Here is a 20,698-nt window from a genome sequence, read left to right on the forward strand (position 1 = left end):
ACCACTATGCGACTCGGGATCATCGAGACGGTCGGGCTGGCGGCGTCGCTGATCTTCGCCATCCCGCTCGGTCTGTTCGGGATCGAGAGCCTCCTCTCGGGCCGCCCGGCGCTCGGGGGCGGCCTCGTCGTCGTCGCGGTCCTGATGGTCGTGCTCCCGCGTCGGCTCACGACCCCCGCCGACCTGCCGGGCGCGGTCGTCGAGCGGGTCGTCGGGAGCGCGGTGAAAGAGCCCGACGCCGACGACGAGGAGCGTCGTACCGACTGACCGTCGTCACACACCCGGTCGCGGGATCACTGGCGATCGGGGTGTCGAACCGTTTCACTCGCTACTGTCGTACGCCCCCGTCGACAGCGACGTCGGCGTCGACCCGAGCGGTCGACAGCCCGACTCGGTGACCGTGTAACACGTCCCGATCCGGACGCGGCCGCGATCCGTCTCGGTCGCGATCGGATCGAGGACGAAGACGTCGCCGGCGTCGAGGGAGTCGTCCGTCGAGAAGTCGAGGACCCGGCTCCCGACCGACCGCGCCACGGGGCCGTCGGCTGCGAGGCCGTACGCCCCCAGTTCGGCGATCGCCTCGTCGACGACCCGTCGGGCGGGCAGTCCGGGTTCGACGACCCGTCGGACGGCGTCGTGTGCCATGCCGACCGCGACGGCGGCCCGACGCTCCCACCCGCCGCGCCCGTCGACGACGAACGTCCGCGATAGCGGGCCGGCGACCCCGTCTACCCGGGGTTCGAGGGCGACACGTACCGGACGTCCAGCAGCCAGTTCTCCCGCGGGTTCGACGGTCGTCGCGCCCGACGGGTCGCCGCCCGCCCGGCGTACCCCGCCGTCGGCGACGGTCGCCAGTCGGTCGGCCGTGAGCGGGTCGCCGTCGACGCGCAGGTGGCCGTCGGCCGGCGTCGCGGCCGCGAGTTCGACCGCGGCGGCGACGACGCCGGCGTCGGCGGAGTCGAGTGCGGATTCGACCGCTCGCGCCGCGGCGTCGGCCCCGCCCGTCACGCCTCGGGTTCGGGGACCGGCGTGGACTGGGCCTCCTCCAGCATCGCCTCGACGTCCTCGTCGCGGAGTTCGTCGTGCAGGAGGACGCTGATCGGGAGGGTCGGTGCGCCACCGATCAGGTTCTCGAGGAGGACGAGTCGCTCCCGGGCACGACTCATCCCGACGTAGAACACGCGGCGCTCGTTGTCGGTCAGCAGGGGGACGGGACTCGTGTGGGCGGTGAACTCCTCGACGCCGGCCACGTCGGTCGGGTCGTCGACGCTCGCCGCCATCTGCTCGACCACCTTCTCCGTGAGGTCCGTACAGACGAACACGTGGTCGGCCTCCCGGCCCTTCGCGGAGTGGATGGTGCCGACGCGGACCCGACTTGGATCCATCCCGTGGTAGTCGCCCTCGAAGTAGGCGTCGACGGCGTCGCGCTGGAAACTCGTCACCTTCCGGAGCATGTCCCCCGCGGCGCTCCGCCCGGGCATGAAGGGGACGTGGTCCTCGACGACGTCGGCCGGCACCTCGAGTTCGGTGATGTCGTCGGCGTCGGCCGCCTCCTCGCGGTCGTCGAGGTAGTCGTAGAAGTCGTCGCGCTCGTTCGTCCCGAACGCCGACTCCTGGAGCATGTCGGCGAGGCGGCGCGCCTCCAGTCCGTCGATCGATTCGCCCGCTTCTACCTTCTCGACGGCACGAACGTACTGCGTGAGGCGGTCGGTCCACATCCGCTGGTCGGTCATCATCGAGAAGGGGATTCCTTTCGGGAGGAAGTCGTCGATGAACTGGAACATCTGGTAGCGGGCCCGGAAGAGGATCATCAGCGTCTCGTCGGTGGTGTCGACGGTGTGTTTCACGTTCCGCACCACCTCGAACATCGAGGGGTTCTGGATCCCCTCGACGACGCCACCCTCCTTGCGGGGGTTGAGGTCCTTCTCCTGGCGGACGTCGATGTGACGGATCTCCCGATTGACGACGTTGAGGATGCGCGACGGGAGCCGATAGGAGTTGGGCAGGACCACGTCCTCGTCGACCGCCGCGTCGAGCAGAATGCTGGGATCGGCCCCCTGCCACGCGTACACCACCTGGTCGTCGTCGCCGGCGATCAGGACGCCCTCCATGTGGGGTTTCCACTCCTCGAACACCCCGTGTTGGAGGGTGGTGATGTCCTGAAACTCGTCGATGACGAGGTAGTCGACGTGGGGAACCAGCGACCGCTCGGCCACCCGCTCCAGCATGTCGGCGAAGCCGACGAGTCCGTGTTCGCCCTTGTAGGCGCGCCAGGCGCGGATCACCTGTGGCACGTCGATCCGCTCGTCGTCCGACGGCCACGTCGGGGTGTACTTGTTCCCCTCTTGGGCGTTCGGATCCCGGTCCGGGGGGAGTCGCACCGTCTCGACGTCCCACTGGAAGGGCACGTCGTACCAGTCGGCCACGTCGCGCTGGGTGCGCTGGAGCCACTGGCTGGTGGCGATGATCTTGTTGCCGAGGGTCGTCGACCGGGCCGTCCGTCGGCCGGCCCCACCGTACTCGTCCTCGAACTCGACGCCGTACTCCTCGCAGAACTCCTTCTTGTCGCTCTCGCCGACCACGTCCCCGCGGGAGAGATCCAGCAGTTCGTACGCCTTCGCGTGCATCGTACAGACGTTGCCTTGGAGCGCCCGCGGCGACGTGTCCAGTCGCTCGGCGAGGCGTTCCCGGACCTCGGCGGCGGCGGCGCGCGTGTAGGAGACGACCAACACGTCGCGAACGTCGACGTCGTCGTCCTCGAGGAGTTCGTCGACCCGGTCGAGGAGGGCGGTGGTCTTCCCGCTGCCGGGGCCACCGAAGAGACGGGTGACCGTCGCGTCGTCACTCATGGTCGTTGCACACGCCCCGAAGTGTGATAAACGGCGTGGCTCGCCCGGTTGCCGGTCTCAGGCCGCCGGGTCCCACCCACAGACCGAGCAGTCGGTGGCCGACTCCTCGTGGAGTGCCCCACAGTCCGGGCACTGTAGCTTGTTATAGGATCGTTCCCAGCGTACCGGTGTCGTCTCGTGGCCGTTGTCCGCGAGGAACTGGTCGAACAGTTCGTCGTCGTGTTCGCTGGGTCCGGCTGCCATACACGTCATGGTATGTCATACCACTACTTAGTCGTATTGGTGTGGGTAAGTGTGACACATCGCTCCGCGAACGTCCGCCGGATCGACGCTATCGGTCGATATCGTACAGTTCGGTGTACTTCTCGGTCGCGTAGTCGACGAACGCGTCGGCGGCGACGTCGGAACCGGTGGCTCGCCGGACGAGTTCGTTCGTCTCGAAGCGCTTGCCGTGGCGGTGGATCCGGTCGGTCAGCCACTCGTGGAGTGGGTCGAACTCGCCCCGCCGGATCGAGTCGTCGAGGCCGTCGACGTCGCGGTCGGCGGCGTCGAACAGTTGGGCGGCGATCACGCTCCCCAGCGAGTAGGTGGGGAAGTAGCCGAAGTTGCCGTGCGACCAGTGGATGTCCTGGAGACACCCCTCGGCGTCCGTCTCGGGCCGGACGCCCAGATACGACGCCATCTTCTCGTTCCAGACGGCCGGCACCTCCGCCACGTCGAGGCCGCCTCGGATCAGGTCGCGTTCGATCTCGAACCGGAGGACGATGTGGAGGTGGTAGGTGAGTTCGTCGGCCTCGACCCGGACGAGGTTCGTGGGGTCGACGGCGTTGACCGCCTCGTACGCCTCGCGGACGCTCACGTCGCCGACGTCCAAGTGGTCGCGAACCCGCGGGAGGCACCGCTCCCAGAACGCCGTCGACCGGCCGACGTGGTTCTCCCACAGGCGCGACTGTGACTCGTGGATCGAGAGGTCCCGCGCCTCGCCAAGTGGCGACCCGTAGGCGTCGTCGGGCAGGCCGAGCGTGTAGGTGGCGTGGCCGAACTCGTGGATCGTCGAGAGCAACGCCCCCATCGGATCCGACTCGTCGTAGCGGGTGGTGATCCGGGCGTCGTACGTCGTCCCCGTCGAGAACGGATGGGGTGCGGCGTCGAGGCGTCCCCGCTCCCAGGGGTAGCCTAGGTCGTCCAAGACGTCCCGCATCAGCGCCTCCTGTCGGTCGGCCTCGAACGTCCCGGCGAAGGCGTCGGTCGCGAGGTCGGCCTCGGACGCCCGAACGCCGTCGACGAGGGGTACCACCGCCTCCCGGAGCGTCGTCAACACCTCCTCGGCGTGTTCGAGGGGAAGGCAGGGTTCGTACTCCTCGAACAGCACCTCGTAGGGGTCGCGGTCGGGGTCGATATGCTCGGCGTAGCGGCGCTTGAGGTCGAGCAGTTCCTCGAGGTGGGGGGCGAACGTCTCGAAGTCGTCGTCCGTCCGGGCCTCGCGCCACGCGGTCAGCGCCTCCGAAGAGGCGGCCGAGATGCGCTCGACCAGTTCCGTCGGGACCCGGACCGCGCGTTCGCGTTCGCGGCGCACCTCGCGGACGACCGCCCGTCGCTCGTCGGGGAGGTCGGCGGCCTCCAAGTCGTCGAGGAGCCCACCGAGTTCGTCGGCCGTGAGCAGGTCGTGTTCAACCGCCGAGAGCGCCGAGAGCTGTCGTGACCGGGCGGGCGTCCCCTTTTCGGGCATCATCACCTGCTGGTCCCAGGAGAGCAGTTCGCCGGCGTGGGAGACGTTCGCGATCCGACCCACCCGGTCGAGCAGGTCGTCGTACGCGGTCGTGTCGCTCATGCCCGGACCAGGGACCCCGCGGTAATCAACCCCGCGCCGTCCCCGGGTGTTACCACCGAGTGGTAACACCTATACGGGCGAGGCGTCCACCGATGGGCATGACCGACGACGCGGCCGCCGGATTCACCGAACGGATCGAAGGGTACGCCACCGAGATGGGGCCGTCGTGGATCGCCGGGGCCATCGCCGCGGGGCCGGCCACCATCGCCAGCCTGGTGACCGGGGGCGCGCTCTTTGGCTACGGCCTCCTCTGGGTGGTCGTGCTCTCCGCGGGCGCGGGGGCGCTCGTCCAGTACCTGTCGATGCGGCTCGGTCTCCTCACCGAACGCGGCATCGTCGCCGTCGTCGAGGACCACCTCGGGACCACCTGGGCCTGGCTGCTCGTCGCCGACGCGGTGATCGCCGCCGGCGTCGCCCAACTCGTCATCATGAAGACCGTCGCGACGGTGTCCGCGACGGTGACGGGAATCGACGCCCGGATCTGGGGCGTCGCCTGGGCGCTCGTCCTCGCGCTCGGACTGGCCGGCCGAGGGTATCGCTTCCTCGAACTGGCCGCGAAACTCCTCGTCTCGCTGGTCGTCGTTGCCTTCGTCGCCAGCCTGTTCGTCGTTCCCGTCGACTACGGCGCGGCGGCGTCCGGACTGGTCCCCAGCGTGCCCTCCGGGGGCGCGCTCGTCGCGGCCGGCATCCTCGGCGGTGCGGTCCACATCACGCTCATCACGATGCAGTCGTACACGATGCGCTCACGTGGATGGACCCGCGACGACTACGGGACCGCCTCCTTCGACGTCGGCGCGTCGATGCTCGTCGCGTTCGGAATCTACAGCCTCGCCATCTTCCTCGTGGCCGCGAGCGTCCTCACGCCCGACGACCCCTCGACTGCGGTCGGGGCGGCGCAGGCACTCGGCCCGCTGGTCGGCGCGAACGCCAAGTGGCTGTTCCTCGTCGGACTCTGGGGGGCCGCCGTCTCCACGCTCGGGGGCAACACTATCGTCCCACCCTTCCTGCTGGCCGACAAACTCGGCTGGGGAACCACCATCGAGGACTCCCGCTACCGCTGGCTACTGGTCGCGACGGCGCTCCTGTCTGCGCCGGGCGCGTTCATCGGCGGTGCCGTCATCGGCCAACTCGTCCTCGTCCTCGCCGTCGGCACCGTCGGCACCCCCTTCGCCATCGCCATCGTCCTCTACCTGCTGAACTCCGACGCGGTGGCCGACCGGAACTCCCGCCTCGCCAACGTCGGGGGCGTCGCGCTGTTGCTCGTCACCGGCGCGCTCGCGGCCAACTTCGTCCGGGAGCAGGTCGGCGGCGGCGTCGACCCGCTCACCGGGTTCGTGCTCGCCTTCGCCGTCGCGCTCGGCGTCGCCATGGCGGGGCTTGGCGCCAAGTACGCCATCGAAGAGGTCGGCTGAGCCGCCCGTGAGCGACCCCGATCCCACCGTCCCGCGCTCGGGAACGACGCTGATCCTCGGGCCGTCGAACGCGGGCAAGACTCGCCTGACCGCCCGCGCGCTCGCCGACTGGCTGGACCGCGAGGGGACCGAGGGGGTCGTCGTCTTCGAGTTCGCGCCCGAAATCGAGCGCGACGGACGGGTTCTGGGCGGCCGTCTCGACCGTTTCTACACCCCGCCACGCGGCGTGTGGACGGGCGTCCTCGACGCCCACGCCCCCAGAGCGGCCGCCGACTCGCCCGAGGAGGCGGTCGACCTCGCGGCCGACAACGCCCGCCGTGCGACCCGCCTGTTCGACGCCGCGCCCGCCGACCCCCGTGCCGTGTTCGTCAACGACGCAACCATCCCCTTCCAGCACGACGAGGGCGACCCCGACCGCCTGCTCGACTACTGTGCGACCGCCGAGATAGCCGTCCTGAACGCGCTCGCGGGCGACGCCATCGCCGGCGACGACGCCGTCTCGCGTGTCGAGCGACGGACGCTGTCGGCGTTCCGCGGTGGCGTCGATCGGGTGCTCGAACTGGACGGCTGATCGTCGCGCCGACCGTCACGCCACGCCCCTCGACTCCCCCTCGACGAACGTCCCGTCGGCACAGTTCGGACACGATTCCCCCACCAACTCGCTCAGCGTGTCCACTCGCCCGCCGCCACAGTCGGGACAGCGGCGCTCGTCCCGCTCCGTGTCCAGTTCGAACTGCGCGAGGCAGTCACGACAGACGCAGTAGGCGTTGAAGCCGGTTCGCGCCTCTCGCCGCTCCTCGGAGGGGTTTTCGCCCAGTACGCGCTCCACGGTGACGTGTTCCATCGGGTGGGGGCAGACGACCCGCGTGTACCCGTCGGCCTCGACCTCCTCGATCGGCGTCCCGCATCCGCCACAGGAGTCTTCGCTCTCGTCGACGGCCTCACCACACGCCGCACAGACCTTCGCTTGTACGTACATGTACCCACCCCACCCGCTGGGCATCGTGAACTCGCACGTATCACAGTGGTACTCGTGGATCGGTGGCACACCTGCGCCGTCGCACGCACAGTCGCTAGTTGTCCACTCTATCGATAGCGCCGGTGGCAAGAGTCCGGTTTAACACGATAAGAAGGCCGAAACGAGACGAATTCCACTCCTGACGCTGCACCGAGTTAGAAAAATATCAAATACTTGGCTGTTGTCCGCTGTGGCAGTTATTTCGACGACCGTCAAAAGATAGCTGTCGCTGTTCGCCAGCCTCGCTTCAGCCGAAGCGAGGCGGCTCAGCCGAGTCCGTGCTCGTATCCTGGTGGTAACCCTTCACTGTTTGTCCGATGCTTTTGCTTCCAGCCGAGCTCATCGTCTAACACCTGCTCGATCCCGTGGAGAAACCCATCACTGAACGTGAAATCTGTCGGGAGTGCTCGCCCGCCACGCCGTGGCCGGGCGAGCACTGCCCATTGCAACACGAGCCACAACTGCTCCAACAGGAACCCGACACCCACGTAGAAGAGCCGAATTATCGTCGATGGCGTCGTTGTCAAAGCACGCGCTTCGCGGAACTTCTCATAGCTCTTCTCGATCCGTGACCGATGGTTGTAGACCTGCGCCACTTGCTGCGGCGTGCGGTCTTCCAGACCGTACGCCGCGTAGCCCGTTTGTTTGAGCCCTGATTTTCCACGATCACCGTTCTGGTAGGTGACGTTCACTGCCAGCGGATACGTCTGTTCGTACTCTTTGTCTTCACAGACCGTCTCTTCTGTCATATGCGAAGCAGTGACAGCAAGTTTCTCCCGGAGCGAGTCTTTCCGGGTTATGACCGGAAAGACTGGCGGTGCTGTCTCCCGAAGAACACCGATTAACTCCCCGACGAAGGCGTCTCTGTCCATGAGGATCTGGTCGGTCTCGAATGGATATGTCTCGACGCGGGCGAGCACGCGCTCGACCGCGTCGGCCTTGCTGTCCTCGCCATCAACTGGTTCAACTGCCAGTGTTAGTGGCTTTCCCTGCGCGATGACGAACGCAGTACAGTACCGGTGACACTTCGTGGTTCCGTCCCGTGCTTCCATTCTCCTGAACTCGTCCTCGTCGTCTGGATGACCGTGGAACGGATTGTCCATGAAGTCCAGACAGATGGTTCTCGACCCGCCGCGGTCGAGAACCGTCATTGCCACCAGTGCGAGGATATCGTTGACAGCATCGAGCATCGGCTCTTTCTCCAGGGTGTGCAACCAGTCCATCACTGGCTCGCGGTTTGGCGTGTCCTCAGTATTCGTTGTGACGCCGTTGACTGAGGTTGTGTCAACAGCAGCTCGTAAGACGACTTCCATGATCTCCTCGGAATCGAGGCCAGAGCCCTCGATTCCTTCCATCGGTATCAGCTCAAGCAACTCCATGCTAAGAGACTTCAACTGGCTGTTCGAAATGTACTCGTCCGGATCTGTGAGGATGCGTTTGAGTTTTGGTAGCCTCATCACGCATCCATCCGGACGGCGGCTGAATCAGGCGACTGATTCAGTCGCGTCATTCTGATCACTACGTGTCAGCAACTGGTCTCTTGAGCCAGAGTGGACAACTAGCGACAGTAGTTAATGGCTCGCGTCGGGGCGGTCCGCCGGCCACCAAGCGTATCCCCGTCAGAGCCCGAGTACCAACCGTGATATCGATCCTATCCCGGTGGACACGAGCGTACCGGACGGAGACACGGTTCCACGGAGTGGGGTCGTGAGACGCCGTTCTTTCGTCGCGACGGCGGCCGGACTCGGCACCGCGGCACTCGCCGGCTGTTCCGGCGGCGACGATGGGGAGAGCGACGGCGACGGCACCGACGGTGGCAGTGGAGGGAGCGGCGGCGACGGCACCGACGCCGGCGGTGGGGGGAGCGCGGTCGGTACCTTCCGTCTCCTCGTCAGCGACCAGCCGGCGGCCATCGGGGACTTCGACTCGCTCTCCGTGACTCTCTCTTCGGCCCGCGTCTTTCGGACCGAGGCGGACGAGACGGTTACCCCGGCGGCGGTGAACGCGACGACGACGGCGACGTCGACACCGGTGACCGAAACCGAAACCGAGGCCGACGAGGACGACGGCGAGGGCCGCGGGTTCGTCGAGTTCGACCTCGACGGCGTCACGGTCGACCTCACGCAGGTGGTCGGCGACCGGGCCGTTTCGGTCTTGGAGTCGGAACTCGAAGCGGGGCGGTACTCGGGCATCGAACTCCGCGTCGAGAACGCCGAGGGCGTCGTCGACGGCGACACCGTCGACGTGATGGTTCCCAGCGACCGCCTCCGCATCGTCAGACCCTTCGAGGTCGCCACGGACACCGAACTGTCGTTCGTCTTCGACATCAACGTCGTTCAAAAGGGCCCGCGGGGCGGCTACAACCTCCTGCCCGTCATCGGGAAGAGCGGCGTCGTCGGCGAGGATATCGACGTCGAGGAGGTCGGCTCGGACGAGGACGACGCGGACGACAAAGAGGATTCGACGGCGACGCCGACCGACGACTCGACGGCGATGCCGACCGACGGAAGCGACACCTCCGACGACGGCGGGTCGAACGAGACGGCGACCTGAGACCGACGACCGCTACGCCGTCGCGCCGAGGGGCGACTCGGCGACGGCACGGTAGAGCCGTTCGCACCGCTCGATCACTTCCACCGAGACGCTCTCCTCGCCGGTGTGTGCCTCGCCGGGTTCTGCCGCCCCACAGACCACACACGTCGTCCCCGCGCCGGCCAACCACCCCGCATCGGTGGCGTGGGGTTTGACGACCCGTTCGGGGTCGCCCTCCTGGGCCACCCGCGCCGCCTCGACGGCCGTCTCCGCGAACGCGGCGTCGTCGCAGGCCATCGGCGGGAGGTCCTGGTCGACGACCCACTCGACGCCCGCTATCGATTCGGTTCGGGAGAGCGCCGCCCGGTCGCCGGGCACCGTCCGCTCGTCGACGGTGACGGCACACGACTCGGGGATCACGTTCCACGCGGAGCCACCCTCGATTTCGGTGACTGCGACGCTCCCCCGCACCTCGTGGCCGAGCACCGTCGCCGCCGGCGCGTCCAGATTCCGGACGACGTCGACGGCGTCGCAGGCGCGGTAGACGGCGTTCTCGCCCGCCTCGGGTTCGCTCGCGTGGGCGCTCTCGCCCGCGACGTGGAGCGTGCTCCCCCGCCGACCCTTGTGGGCGACGGCCACGTCCGTGACGCCGGGCGCGGAGTAGCCGGTCGACCCCTCGCCGACGACGGCGTAGTCGGGGGCGAAGCCGTCGTCGATGGCCGCGCGAGCACCGACCCCTCCCTGTTCCTCGCCCGCGAAGGAAGCGAGGACGAGTTCCTGCGCGGGGTCGGCGTCCCGAAAGGCGATCATCGCCGCCGCCAGACTCCCCTTCATGTCCGCGGTCCCGCGGCCGTACAGCCGTCCGTCGCGCTCCTCGACGGTGTACCCACCGTCGTCGTCGACCTGACGGTCGGCCGGCGGCACCACGTCGTGGTGCCCGACGAGGGCGAGGGTAGCGGTGCCCGCACCGCGGCGCGCGATCACGTTCCCGGCGTCGTCGCGCGTCACCGTCGCGTCGGTCTCCGCGCGGAGCCACGATTCGACGGCGTCGCCCGCCGCGCGTTCGTCCTCGTGGCTCGGGACCGAAGCGAGTCGGCGCGTCAGATCCGAGGTGTCGCTCATAGCCCCCACAGGGGTGTCGCCCCCTTAGGCCCTGTCGGTCGTGTGGTCACTGGATCGCCGCTTGAATACGCTTATCCGTCTCGCTCCCCGAAATCCGGCATGAACATCGTCCCGGACACGAGCGCGGTCGTCGACGGCCGCGTGTCCGAACGCGTCGAGTCGGGGGCCTACGAGGGAGCGACGATCACCGTTCCCGAGGCCGTCGTCGGCGAACTCGAGTGGCAGGCCAACGAGGGCCACGATACCGGCTGGGAGGGAATCGAGGAACTCCAGCGGTTGGTCGACCTCGCCGCGGACGGCACGATCACCGTCGAGTACCACGGCGCACGACCCGACGCCGGACAGAAGCGCGACGCCGACGAGGGGGAGATCGACGCCCTCGTCCGCGACGTCGCCGACGACCTCGACGCCACGTTGCTGACCAGCGACGTGGTGCAGGCGGAAGTCAGTCGGGCGAAGGGACTCGACGTCGAGTACGTCGAACCGCAGGGCCGCGATGAGGGCGGCGACGACGGCCTCGACATCGAGGAGTTCTTCGACGAGACGACGATGAGCGTCCACCTCCGCGCGGGGGCGAAGCCCAAGGCCAAGCGCGGCGCCATCGGCGACATGCACTACGAGACCATCCGCGACGGGGAAACCTCCGAGGCGGAGATGAAGGAGTTCGCCCACGACGTCGCGGAGACGGCGCGGGCCAGCCCCGACGGCTTCGTCGAACTCGACGAACCCGGGATGACCATCGTCCAGTACCGCGACTACCGGATCGCCGTCGCCCGGCCACCGTTCGCCGACGGCTTCGAGATCACGGCCGTCCGCCCCATCGTCAAGACCGACCTCGACGACTACGAGTTCGCCGAGGACCTCAAGGAACGCCTGCTCGAACGGCAACGTGGCGTCCTCATCTCCGGTGCGCCCGGCGCGGGGAAGTCGACGTTCGCACAGGCTGTCGCCGAGTTCCTCGCCGACCACGACAACGCGGTCAAGACGATGGAGAAACCCCGCGACCTGCAGGTCGGCTCCGACATCACCCAGTACACCGCCCTCGGGGGCGACATGGCCAAGACCGCCGACTCCCTGTTGCTGGTCCGTCCGGACTACACCATCTACGACGAGGTGCGCAAGACCGACGACTTCGAGGTGTTCGCGGACATGCGCCTCGCCGGTGTGGGCATGGTCGGCGTCGTCCACGCCACCCGCGCCATCGACGCCCTCCAGCGACTCGTCGGCCGGGTGGAACTCGGCATGATCCCGCAGGTGGTCGACACGGTGGTCTACATCGAGGCCGGAAGCGTCGACACCGTCTACGACGTGACGACCGAGGTGAAGGTGCCCGAGGGGTTGACCGCCGAGGACCTCGCCCGGCCGGTCATTCAGATCACGGACTTCGAGACCGGCACACCCGCCTACGAGATATACACCTTCAACCGGCAGGTCGTGACCGTCCCCCTCGAGGGCGACGAGGGGAGCGAGACGGGCGTCTCCCGCCTCGCGCGCAAGGAGGTCGAACGCGAGATCAGATCCATCGCTCGCGGGCACGTCGAGGTGGAGTTGAAGGGGCAAAACGAGGCCGTCGTCTACGTCGAGGACGACGACATCTCCTACGTCATCGGGAAGGGCGGCGGCCGGATCAGCGACGTGGAGGATCGCCTCGGCATCAGCATCGACGTCCGCACCCTCGACGAACGGCCGTCGGGTGGCGGGGGAAGCGGGGCCGGAAGTGGTAGTGGTGGGAGCGGCGGTCGGTCGTCCGGGAGTCGGGGCGGAACGGTCGTCACACCCGAGGTCACCTCCCGGCACGTCGTCGTCGACATCGAGGACGGCGTCGACGTCGGCGAGACGGTCGAGGTGCGGGCCGACGACGAGTATCTGTTCACCGCGACAGTCGGTCGTGGCGGGGAGATACAGGTGTCACGCGGCAGCGCGATCGCCGACGAACTCGAAGCCGCGATCGATCACAAACGGCGGATCACCGTCCACCCGGCCTAGTCACATTCGACGCAGGCGGCGTCCGCCTCGCCGACCTCGGCCAGTTTCGCCTCGTTCAACTGGTAGAGGTTCTGTCGGGCGTCGGCGAAGTAGACGTCCTCGTCGACGACACCGAGTTCTTCGAGGCGTTCGAGCGCGTACCGCACCGTCCGGGCCGACAGCATCGATTCCTCGACGATCCCCTTCTGGGTCAGCGACCCGTTGTATTCGAGGACCTTGAAGACCAGTTTCGCGCTCGGCGGAAGGTCGTCCAGACCCTCCTCGTCAGTTCCTGGCATTACGTAACTGGAACGCCGCCACCGGCATAAATGTTCACCGACCGGTCGGGTCGTGAATAGTGCCGCAACTTCCATCATTAATACTCGACGGATATCGACTTGTGTCTATGGGTGTACAAGACACACGTCGAAAGCTCGACCCGCTGTTCGATCCCGACTCGTTGGCCATCGTCGGCGCCAGTCCCGACTCGTGGTACGCCTCCCGAATCACGGACAACCTCCTGTCGTACGGCTACGACGGCGACGTCTACCTCGTCAACCCCAACCGTGAATCGGCGTGGGACCGCCCCTGCCACGACTCCCTTTCGGCGCTGCCCGAGACGGTCGACCTCGCCGTCGTGGTCGTCCCCCGGGAACACGTCGTCGACGTGGTCGAGGAGGCCGCCGAAGTGGACGTACCGACGGCACTGGTCATCTCGACGGGCTTCAGCGAGGCCGACGAGCGGGGGGCCGAACTCGAGGCGGACCTCGACGCGGTCGTCTCGGACGCCGACATCGACGTCGCCGGGCCGAACTGCATCGGCCTCGCGAACGCCAGCGAGGGGACGGTACTGACCGGGCTGTGTTCGCGCCAACCCGAACCGGGGCGGATCGGCCTCGCGAGTCAGTCCGGGGCGCTCTCCTTCGCCACCTTCTTCGAGAACGCCGCCGACGAGGACACACACTTCTCCCACGTCGTCTCGACCGGGAACGAGGTCGACCAGAGCCTCGCGGACTACGTCGAGTACATGGCCGCCGACCCGGACTGCGAGGTGATCTGTACGTACATCGAAGGGGTGACCGAGCCACGGCGGTTCATCGAGGTGGCCCGGGAGACGGTGGCGACGGGGACACCCGTACTGGCGGTGAAAGTCGGGAGTTCGGACGTGGCGCAGGCGGCCGCCGAGTCACACACCGGATCGCTGACCGGCAACGACGCCGTGTGGGACGCCGCCTTCGGACAGGCGGGCATCGAGCGCGTGCCGGACATCCCGGACCTCACGACGCGGGCCCAGGCCCACGCGGCGTTCGATCCGCCGGACTCCGATCGCGTCTGTGTCGCCTCGACCAGCGGCGGCCTCGCCACGCTGCTCGCCGACCTCGCCGAGGACCGGGGTCTCGAACTCCCGGAGTTGACCGAGGAGACGGAGACGGCGCTGCTCGAGATGGACGACCTGCTCACGTTCGGCGAACTCCACAACCCGGTCGACATCCGCGCCGCCGGCGCGGAGGTGTTGACCGAGGTCGCCGCGGAACTGTTCGACGACGACCGCTTCGACTCCTACGTGTTCGGCATCGGCCTTTCGGCGGTGGACGAGGACGCCGACGCCATCGCCGACCGCCTGCTCGAAGTCGGCAGGATGACCGACGACCCCGTCATCTTCCTGTGGACGGGCCGAACGGAGCCGGGCAGCCTCGACGACCCTCAGCCCTACGAGCGCGTCCGCGCCGAGTATCCGCTGTTCTACGAGCCCGGCAAGTCCATCGACGCGTTGGCGTCGCTCGTCAACTTCGACGAGGCGCGCGACCGACTCGTGGGCCGGCCGCCGTTCGAACTCGACGACCGTCCGTCGGCCGACCTCCCGAGCGACAGCACGCTCACGTGGTCGCAGTCGACGTCGCTGCTCGAGGATTACGGGGTCGATCTGCCGGCGACGCGGTCGGCCACGTCGAGCGAGGAGGCCGCCCGCTACGCCAGTGGGATCGGGACGCCGGTCGTGATGAAAGTCGACTCGCCGGACGTAGCCCACCGCAACCGGATCGGGGCGGTTCGGGTCGGCGTCGACTCCCCCGCGGAGGCACAACGGGCCTACGAAGAGATCGTCGCGAACGTCTTCGAACACGACTCCGAGGCGAAGATCGAGGGCGTCCTCGTCCAGGAGATGGTCGACAGCGGGGTCGAGGCGCTGGTCGGCGCGTCCCAAGATCCGAACCTCGGGCCGGTCGTCACGCTCGGCTCCGGCGGGACCCAGGTCGAGGCCCTACAGGACACCACCCATCTCGTCGCACCGTTCGGCAAAGGCGACGCCTACGGTGCGCTCGATCGGACGGACCTCCCCGACAAGTTCGACCACGAGTTCGGCCCGGACGCGTCGCTGGACAGCCTCGCGGGCCTCATCACCAAGATCGGCAATCTCGTGGCGAAGCGACGGGACGTGGCCGAACTCGACCTCAACCCGGTGATGGTGCGCCCGGAGCGGAGCGTCTGTGTGGACGCGTTCGTTCGAACCGACTGACACGGGGCGCGGTGTCCCGGTCTCGACGCGCAGCGTGCGGTCCGATTCGGCGTATCGAACGCCTTTTCATGTCCGGCGCCGCAGAGTCGTGTATGGCTACGGAAACGCAGACGGGGCTCACCGGACACGTCCGCGGGGTGACCGTCACCACGCTCGCGTGTCTCGCCGGCGTCGCGGCGAGCGTCGCCGCCGCCGCCGTCGTCGGGACCGGCTCCGGGGCTGCCTCCGACACCCGGGCGCTCGCGTTCTTGGTGGCCGCCGTCGCCGGCCAGTACCCACTGTTGAAGGCCGTCGGCGTCGACGTCTCCGACTTCGGGGCGAAAGACCACCTCTACGTGGCGTTCATGACGTTCACGCTCTGGTTCATCAGTTTCGCGATCCTGCTCACCACCGGCGCGACCGTCTAACCATGGCCGACGACAGCATCGCGGTCGTCGACCTCGATCGGTGTCAACCCGACCGCTGCAACTACGAGTGTGCGAACTTCTGTCCGCCAAACCGGACCGGCGAGGAGTGCATCGTCACTCTCGAAGAGCGCCACGACGACCCCGACCTCTACGACGGCGATCCGGCCCAGATCAGCATCTCCGAGGAGCTCTGTCTCGGCGAGACCTGCGGCATCTGCGTCGAGAAGTGTCCCTTCGACGCCATCGAGATCATCAACCTCCCACAGGAGTTAGAGGACGACCCGATCCACCAGTACGGCGAGAACGCCTTCCGGCTCTACGGCCTGCCCGTCCCCGAATCCGGGACGGTCACCGGGCTCCTCGGCCCGAACGGCATCGGGAAGTCCACCGCCGTCCACGCGCTGGCGGGCGAGACAGTCCCCAACCTCGGCCGGTACGACGACGCCCCCGCGTGGGAGACGGTGCTCGACCGCTACCGCGGGACGGCGCTCCAGACCTACCTCGAACGCCTGATCGACGACGAGGTGGCCGTCGCGCGCAAACCCCAGTACGTCGACCGCATCCCCGACCAGGTCGACGGGACGACGAGTGACTTGCTCGCTGGGACGGACGAACGCGGCGTCGTCGACGAGTTGGTCGACCGCCTCTCGATCCGGCCGGTGATCGACCAGCCGATCGACACGCTGTCGGGCGGCGAACTCCAGCGAGTGGCGCTGGCGGCGACGCTCGCCCGCGACGCCGACTTCTACTTCCTCGACGAGATCACCCCCTACCTCGATATCGGGCAACGGGTGACTGCGGCCCGCCTCGTCCGCGAGCTGGCCGACGAGGAGGACCGCTCGATGCTCGTGGTCGAACACGACCTCGCCGTCCTCGACCTCCTCGCCGATACGATCCACGTCGCCTACGGTGAACCCGGCGCGTACGGCGTCGTCACCGACCCCAAGTCGGTGCGCAACGGCATCAACGAGTATCTCCGGGGCTACCTCGACAACGAGAACATGCGTATCCGCCCCGACGAGATCACCTTCGAGCAGCATGCGCCCCGCGAATCGGTGGACGGGACGCCCCTGATCGAGTACCCCGACCTGCACAAATCGTACGGCGAGGGCGAGTTCTCGCTGTCGGTCGACGCCGGCACCATCTACCGCAGCGAGGTGCTCGGCGTGGTCGGCCCGAACGGCATCGGGAAGTCGACGCTCGCGAAACTGTTCGCGGGGTCGCTCACCCCCGACGGGGGCGACCTCGATTTCAACCCGGACATCGCCTACAAACCCCAGTACGTCGAGGTCGACCAGCCGATGCGGGTCGACACGTTCCTCTCCTCGATCACGGACGACTTCGGTACCTCGTTCTGGAACACGGAGATCGCCCGACCCCTGCAGTTGGACCGGATCATGGAACAGCAGTTGACGGACCTCTCGGGTGGGGAGCGCCAGCGCGTCGCCATCGCAGCCTGCCTCTCGGAGGAGGCCGACCTCTACCTGCTGGACGAACCCTCCGCCCACCTCGACGTCGAGCAGCGGGTGCAGGCCACCACCGCCATCCGCCGGTACGCCGAGAACCACGACGCCACCGCAATGGTGATCGACCACGACATCTACATGATCGACCTGCTGGCCGACCGCCTGATGGTGTTCGACGGCGAACCCGCCCAGCGCGGCCACGCCTCGACCCCACAGGACATGCGCTCGGGGATGAACGACTTCCTCGCGGATCTGGACATCACCTTCCGGCGCGACGAGCGGACGGGGCGTCCCCGCATCAACAAGCCCGACAGCCAACTCGACCGCAAGCAGAAGCGCCAGGGCGAGTACTACTACACGCCCTGATCGGTCGTGTGCGGCATAGACACGACCGCTTCAGCGTTAGGTCGGTGGCGGCCGAGTGGTGACGTATGGAGACCGAGACTTGCGACACGACGGCGACGGACGCGTCTGAGACGACCCCCGAACGCCCGGAGTTTCGGGGCTGTGCCGTCTGTTATTCGGTCGAACTGGCCGTCTACGCGGTACGACGGGCGCGGCGCTGACCGGTCGGCCCGGTCGCCCGAGACCCTCGAATCGTCCAGTTCGACCGACTCGTACCCCACGAACGCCACCCAGCGTTCGACGCCCAACCGATACTAGTGTCTGGGACCCATACGACGGCCGATGGACGACCAACCGCTTCCGAGCGACCTCCCCGACCCGGACTCGCTCGGGGACTCGTTTCTCGTCTACGAGGTCGAGGTCGGTGACGATCAGGTGCTGTACTACGGCGACCTCGCCGGTGCGAAGGAGGCCGTCCTCCGGACGCTCTCCCCCCGGTTTCGCGAGCGCGGCTACCGCGTCTCGCTGGAGTACCGGATGGGGGAGCACGTCCTCGTCGCGACGGAGCGGTCCACGGGGATAGACGGTATCCCGTGGACGAACGTCGTGTTGTTCGGTCTGACGGTGTTGACGACGCTCTACGCCGGATCGCAGTGGTACGGGATCGACGTGGCCGCCGACCCGCTCGCCATCGTGGGGGCGTGGCCCTTCGCCCTGTCCGTCGTAGGCGTCCTCGCGGTCCACGAACTGGGCCACTACGTCTTCAGTCGCTACCACGACGTCGAGGCGACGCTCCCCTACTTCATTCCGATCCCGAGCATCCTCGGCACACTCGGGGCGGTGATCCGGATGAACGACACCATCCCCGACCGTCGGGCGCTGTTCGACATCGGCGTCGCGGGGCCGCTGGCCGGCCTCGTCGCGACCGTCGTCGTCACCGCGGTCGGCGTGTCGTTGCCGCCCGTCCCGGTGAGCGAGGGGAGCGTCGTCGCCGGCCTCGACATCGGCTACCCGCCGCTCGTCGCCGGCATCGCGGCGCTCCTGGGTGAGCCACTGGCCTACGGCGACGGCCGGATGGTCAACCCGGTCGTCGTCGGCGGCTGGGTCGGGGCGTTCGTGACCTTCCTCAACCTGCTCCCCGTCGGCCAACTCGACGGTTCCCACGTGACCCGTGCGTTGCTCGGGGAGCGGATCGGTACGATCCAGCGAGCCGTCCCGGTCGGCCTGTTCGGCCTCGCCGCGTACCTGTTCGTCTTCGAGAACGGTCGGGGGGCACAGCTCTGGGCGCTCTGGGGGGTGCTGTCGCTCCTCTTCCTGCGGGGCGGCACCGCGACGCCGATGGACGAAACCTCGGTCGACCGGACCCGATGGGTTATCGGTGGGGTGACGCTCCTCCTCGGGCTGTCGTGTTTCACACCGATTCCCATCGCGATCACCGGGTGAGACGGCCGTCCCCATCCGGATGGTCGCCGACAGCGAGTCGTGTAGGAGTCACTGTGTACTCGCTTTCTTGTCCACGAATTCCCGAAGTAGGGGATCACCCTGAGTTCCGCACGCTTTAGGTCGACGCCACTCGACCATCTCACATGAGCGCCTTCTTCGATCGCCTGCACGATCGGATCGACCGCGTCGACAGCGTCGTCTCGGTCGGCCTCGACGCCGACCCCGACCGAATCCCCGACTTCCTCACCGACCGCGACCTGCCGCGCTGGGCGTTCAACCGCCGGATCATCGACGCCACGCACGATCACGCCGCCTGCTACAAGCCAAACGCCGCCTTCTACGAGGACGCCGACGGCTGGCGGGCACTCCGGGAGACGATAGCCTACGCCCACGGCAAGGACGTCCCCGTCTTACTGGACGCCAAGCGCGCGGACATCGGCAACACGTCCCGGCGATACGCCGGGCTGCTCGACACCGCCGACGCCATCACGGTCAACCCCTACATGGGCCGGGACTCGCTCGACCCGTTCCTCTCCCGGGAGGACGCGGGCGTGTTCGTCCTCTGTCGCACCTCGAACCCCGGTGGTGCGGACCTGCAGGACCTCGAACTCGCCTCGGGCGAACCGCTCTACCGGCGGGTGGCGGCGCTCGCCGACCTGTGGAACGAACACGGCAACGTCGGCCTCGTCGTCGGCGCGACGGCACCCGAGGAGCTCGAACGGCTCCGCGAGGAGGTGCCCGACATCCCCTTCCTCGTTCCCGGCGTCGGGGCCCAGGGCGGCGACGTCGAGGCGGCCGTCGAGTACGGCCTTGCCGACGGCGTCGGCCTCGTCAACTCCTCTCGGGGCATCATCTTCGCCGGTGAGCAGAGCTCACCGAGCTCCCGGACGGAATCCGGGGACGCCCCCCGAGACGACGAGGCGGCGTACTTCGGCGCGGCCGGCGAGGCGGCGAAGCGACTCAAAACACGCCTCAACCGGCACCGCTGAGCCCGGTCAGTCGTCGCCCATCCGCGTGCCCCCGGCACAGTCCACACACAGGCCCGTCCCCCGTTCGTAATGCTCCGTGCAGACGGTCGCCCCGCAACTCCCACAGGAGTGTCTCGCCGTCGCGCTCTCGCAAACCTGACAGATAGTTGTGACGCTCATAGTTCACGTATGCCACGGTACGGTTTCACCCTTTGGGCGGGACATCAGCGGGCGAGACGCTTACGGTCGTGGGAGACGGAGGCGACGGTGTGGACAGGGACCGACTCGTGCTCGGCCTCGCCGCGGTGTTCGCCGGCATCACGGTCGTGCTCGTGGTGCTCGCGTTCGTCCGTCAGCTATTCCTGCTGTTTCTGGCGCTTCCCTTCGGTCTGACGACGTACCTCATGTGGCACCACGCGACGGGGCGACTGGCGGCCCGCACCCGACGACGGGCGCGGGCGAACGGCAGTACCGGGTCGCGGCGCTCTCCGGGCGGGTTCGGCGCGACGGCCGGTGGGCGCGGGAGCCGTAACCGTCGCGCCGGTCGAACCACACAGGGCGGTCGGACCGGCGGGGCGAGCGCACCCGACGACACCCCGACCCGGCGCGAGGCCTACGAGACGCTCGGTCTGGAGCCCGGTGCGGGCGAGGACGCGGTCCGACGGGCCTACCGGTCGAAGGTCAAGGACGTCCACCCCGACACGGAGGAAGGTGACGAGGAGGCGTTCAAGCGCGTGAATCGCGCGTACGAGCGGCTCCGTGGCTGAAATAGTGTGATAACAGTACCCAAACGACGGAAAGCGTTTTGCCGAGTGGTTCCATACC

General features: G+C 67.9%; 21 protein-coding genes. 12 read left to right on the forward strand and 9 right to left on the reverse strand.

What is annotated here, in order from left to right; all coding sequences use genetic code 11:
- Nucleotides 1–6 precede the first annotated feature (6 nt).
- Nucleotides 7–267, forward strand: coding sequence for a DUF7533 family protein (locus NBT81_RS16210; protein ID WP_338739919.1), 261 nt, complete (start codon nt 7–9; stop codon nt 265–267).
- Nucleotides 268–321: 54 nt separating this feature from the next.
- On the opposite strand, the gene NBT81_RS16215 is transcribed toward NBT81_RS16210, so the two are convergent.
- From NBT81_RS16215 to NBT81_RS16230, 4 genes are all read right to left on the reverse strand, one after another.
- A complete protein-coding gene (locus tag NBT81_RS16215; protein WP_338739921.1) occupies nt 322–1,008 on the reverse strand; it encodes a M24 family metallopeptidase in 687 nt (228 codons plus the stop codon).
- Nucleotides 1,005–2,849: an ATP-dependent helicase gene (locus NBT81_RS16220; RefSeq protein WP_338739922.1), complete on the reverse strand. Its 1,845-nt coding sequence runs from the start codon at nt 2,847–2,849 to the stop codon at nt 1,005–1,007. The genes NBT81_RS16215 and NBT81_RS16220 overlap by 4 nt, the downstream gene beginning before the upstream one ends.
- A gap of 57 nt (nt 2,850–2,906) precedes the next feature.
- Nucleotides 2,907–3,092, reverse strand: coding sequence for an HVO_0416 family zinc finger protein (locus NBT81_RS16225; protein WP_338739923.1), 186 nt, complete (start codon nt 3,090–3,092; stop codon nt 2,907–2,909).
- An 88-nt stretch (nt 3,093–3,180) separates the two neighbouring features.
- Nucleotides 3,181–4,680 carry a carboxypeptidase M32 gene (locus NBT81_RS16230; protein WP_338739924.1) on the reverse strand — a complete coding sequence of 500 codons (1,500 nt, stop codon included), beginning with the start codon at nt 4,678–4,680 and terminating at the stop codon, nt 3,181–3,183.
- A 98-nt stretch (nt 4,681–4,778) separates the two neighbouring features.
- Here NBT81_RS16230 and NBT81_RS16235 point away from each other — a divergent pair, with 98 nt between their 5' ends.
- Together NBT81_RS16235 and NBT81_RS16240 are read left to right on the forward strand one after the other, a co-directional pair.
- Entirely contained in the window at nt 4,779–6,092 is a 1,314-nt protein-coding gene (locus tag NBT81_RS16235) for a divalent metal cation transporter (protein WP_425498691.1), read from the forward strand.
- 7 nt (nt 6,093–6,099) lie between these two features.
- On the forward strand, nt 6,100–6,663 hold the full coding sequence (locus NBT81_RS16240) for a hypothetical protein (RefSeq protein ID WP_338739926.1): 564 nt from the start codon (nt 6,100–6,102) through the stop codon (nt 6,661–6,663).
- A 15-nt stretch (nt 6,664–6,678) separates the two neighbouring features.
- Here NBT81_RS16240 and NBT81_RS16245 read toward each other — a convergent pair whose 3' ends face one another.
- Nucleotides 6,679–7,140, reverse strand: a complete 462-nt coding sequence (locus tag NBT81_RS16245; protein WP_338739928.1) for a hypothetical protein — start codon at nt 7,138–7,140, stop codon at nt 6,679–6,681.
- 236 nt (nt 7,141–7,376) lie between these two features.
- Complete coding sequence (locus NBT81_RS16250) at nt 7,377–8,567, reverse strand: ISH3 family transposase (RefSeq protein WP_338737857.1); 1,191 nt, start codon at nt 8,565–8,567, stop codon at nt 7,377–7,379.
- 250 nt (nt 8,568–8,817) lie between these two features.
- Between NBT81_RS16250 and NBT81_RS16255 the strand changes: the two genes are divergently transcribed.
- Nucleotides 8,818–9,663, forward strand: a complete 846-nt coding sequence (locus tag NBT81_RS16255) for a DUF4382 domain-containing protein (RefSeq protein WP_338739929.1) — start codon at nt 8,818–8,820, stop codon at nt 9,661–9,663.
- 12 nt (nt 9,664–9,675) lie between these two features.
- On the opposite strand, the gene NBT81_RS16260 is transcribed toward NBT81_RS16255, so the two are convergent.
- The gene (locus NBT81_RS16260) at nt 9,676–10,764 is read right to left on the reverse strand and encodes a M20 family metallopeptidase (RefSeq protein WP_338739930.1); all 1,089 of its coding nucleotides are present in this window, start codon (nt 10,762–10,764) and stop codon (nt 9,676–9,678) included.
- Nucleotides 10,765–10,863: 99 nt separating this feature from the next.
- On the opposite strand from NBT81_RS16260, the gene NBT81_RS16265 reads away from it, so the two are divergent.
- Entirely contained in the window at nt 10,864–12,750 is a 1,887-nt protein-coding gene (locus NBT81_RS16265) for a PINc/VapC family ATPase (RefSeq protein ID WP_338739931.1), read from the forward strand.
- Here the strand turns inward: NBT81_RS16265 and NBT81_RS16270 are convergent.
- Entirely contained in the window at nt 12,747–13,028 is a 282-nt protein-coding gene (locus NBT81_RS16270; RefSeq protein WP_338739932.1) for a helix-turn-helix domain-containing protein, read from the reverse strand. The genes NBT81_RS16265 and NBT81_RS16270 overlap by 4 nt on opposite strands.
- A gap of 107 nt (nt 13,029–13,135) precedes the next feature.
- Between NBT81_RS16270 and NBT81_RS16275 the strand changes: the two genes are divergently transcribed.
- The 6 genes from NBT81_RS16275 (at nt 13,136) to pyrF (ending at nt 19,894) form a co-directional block, all read left to right on the forward strand.
- Entirely contained in the window at nt 13,136–15,244 is a 2,109-nt protein-coding gene (locus NBT81_RS16275) for an acetate--CoA ligase family protein (protein WP_338739933.1), read from the forward strand.
- A 92-nt stretch (nt 15,245–15,336) separates the two neighbouring features.
- Complete coding sequence (locus NBT81_RS16280) at nt 15,337–15,651, forward strand: hypothetical protein (RefSeq protein WP_338739934.1); 315 nt, start codon at nt 15,337–15,339, stop codon at nt 15,649–15,651.
- A gap of 2 nt (nt 15,652–15,653) precedes the next feature.
- Nucleotides 15,654–17,483, forward strand: a complete 1,830-nt coding sequence (locus tag NBT81_RS16285) for a ribosome biogenesis/translation initiation ATPase RLI (protein ID WP_338739936.1) — start codon at nt 15,654–15,656, stop codon at nt 17,481–17,483.
- A 65-nt stretch (nt 17,484–17,548) separates the two neighbouring features.
- A complete protein-coding gene (locus tag NBT81_RS16290) occupies nt 17,549–17,683 on the forward strand; it encodes a hypothetical protein (RefSeq protein WP_338739938.1) in 135 nt (44 codons plus the stop codon).
- Between the two features lie 121 nt (nt 17,684–17,804).
- Complete coding sequence (locus NBT81_RS16295) at nt 17,805–18,905, forward strand: site-2 protease family protein (RefSeq protein WP_338739939.1); 1,101 nt, start codon at nt 17,805–17,807, stop codon at nt 18,903–18,905.
- A gap of 143 nt (nt 18,906–19,048) precedes the next feature.
- Nucleotides 19,049–19,894 (forward strand): orotidine-5'-phosphate decarboxylase, encoded by an 846-nt coding sequence (gene pyrF / locus NBT81_RS16300; protein ID WP_338739940.1) that lies wholly within the window; start codon nt 19,049–19,051, stop codon nt 19,892–19,894.
- A gap of 6 nt (nt 19,895–19,900) precedes the next feature.
- Here the strand turns inward: pyrF and NBT81_RS16305 are convergent, their stop codons facing one another.
- The gene (locus NBT81_RS16305; protein WP_338739941.1) at nt 19,901–20,053 is read right to left on the reverse strand and encodes a hypothetical protein; all 153 of its coding nucleotides are present in this window, start codon (nt 20,051–20,053) and stop codon (nt 19,901–19,903) included.
- A gap of 89 nt (nt 20,054–20,142) precedes the next feature.
- Between NBT81_RS16305 and NBT81_RS16310 the strand changes: the two genes are divergently transcribed.
- The gene (locus NBT81_RS16310; RefSeq protein WP_338739942.1) at nt 20,143–20,640 is read left to right on the forward strand and encodes a J domain-containing protein; all 498 of its coding nucleotides are present in this window, start codon (nt 20,143–20,145) and stop codon (nt 20,638–20,640) included.
- Nucleotides 20,641–20,698 lie beyond the last annotated feature (58 nt).

The organism is Haloplanus sp. CK5-1 (assembly GCF_037201915.1).
In the GTDB taxonomy this organism is placed as follows: Archaea; Halobacteriota; Halobacteria; order Halobacteriales; family Haloferacaceae; genus Haloplanus; species Haloplanus salilacus.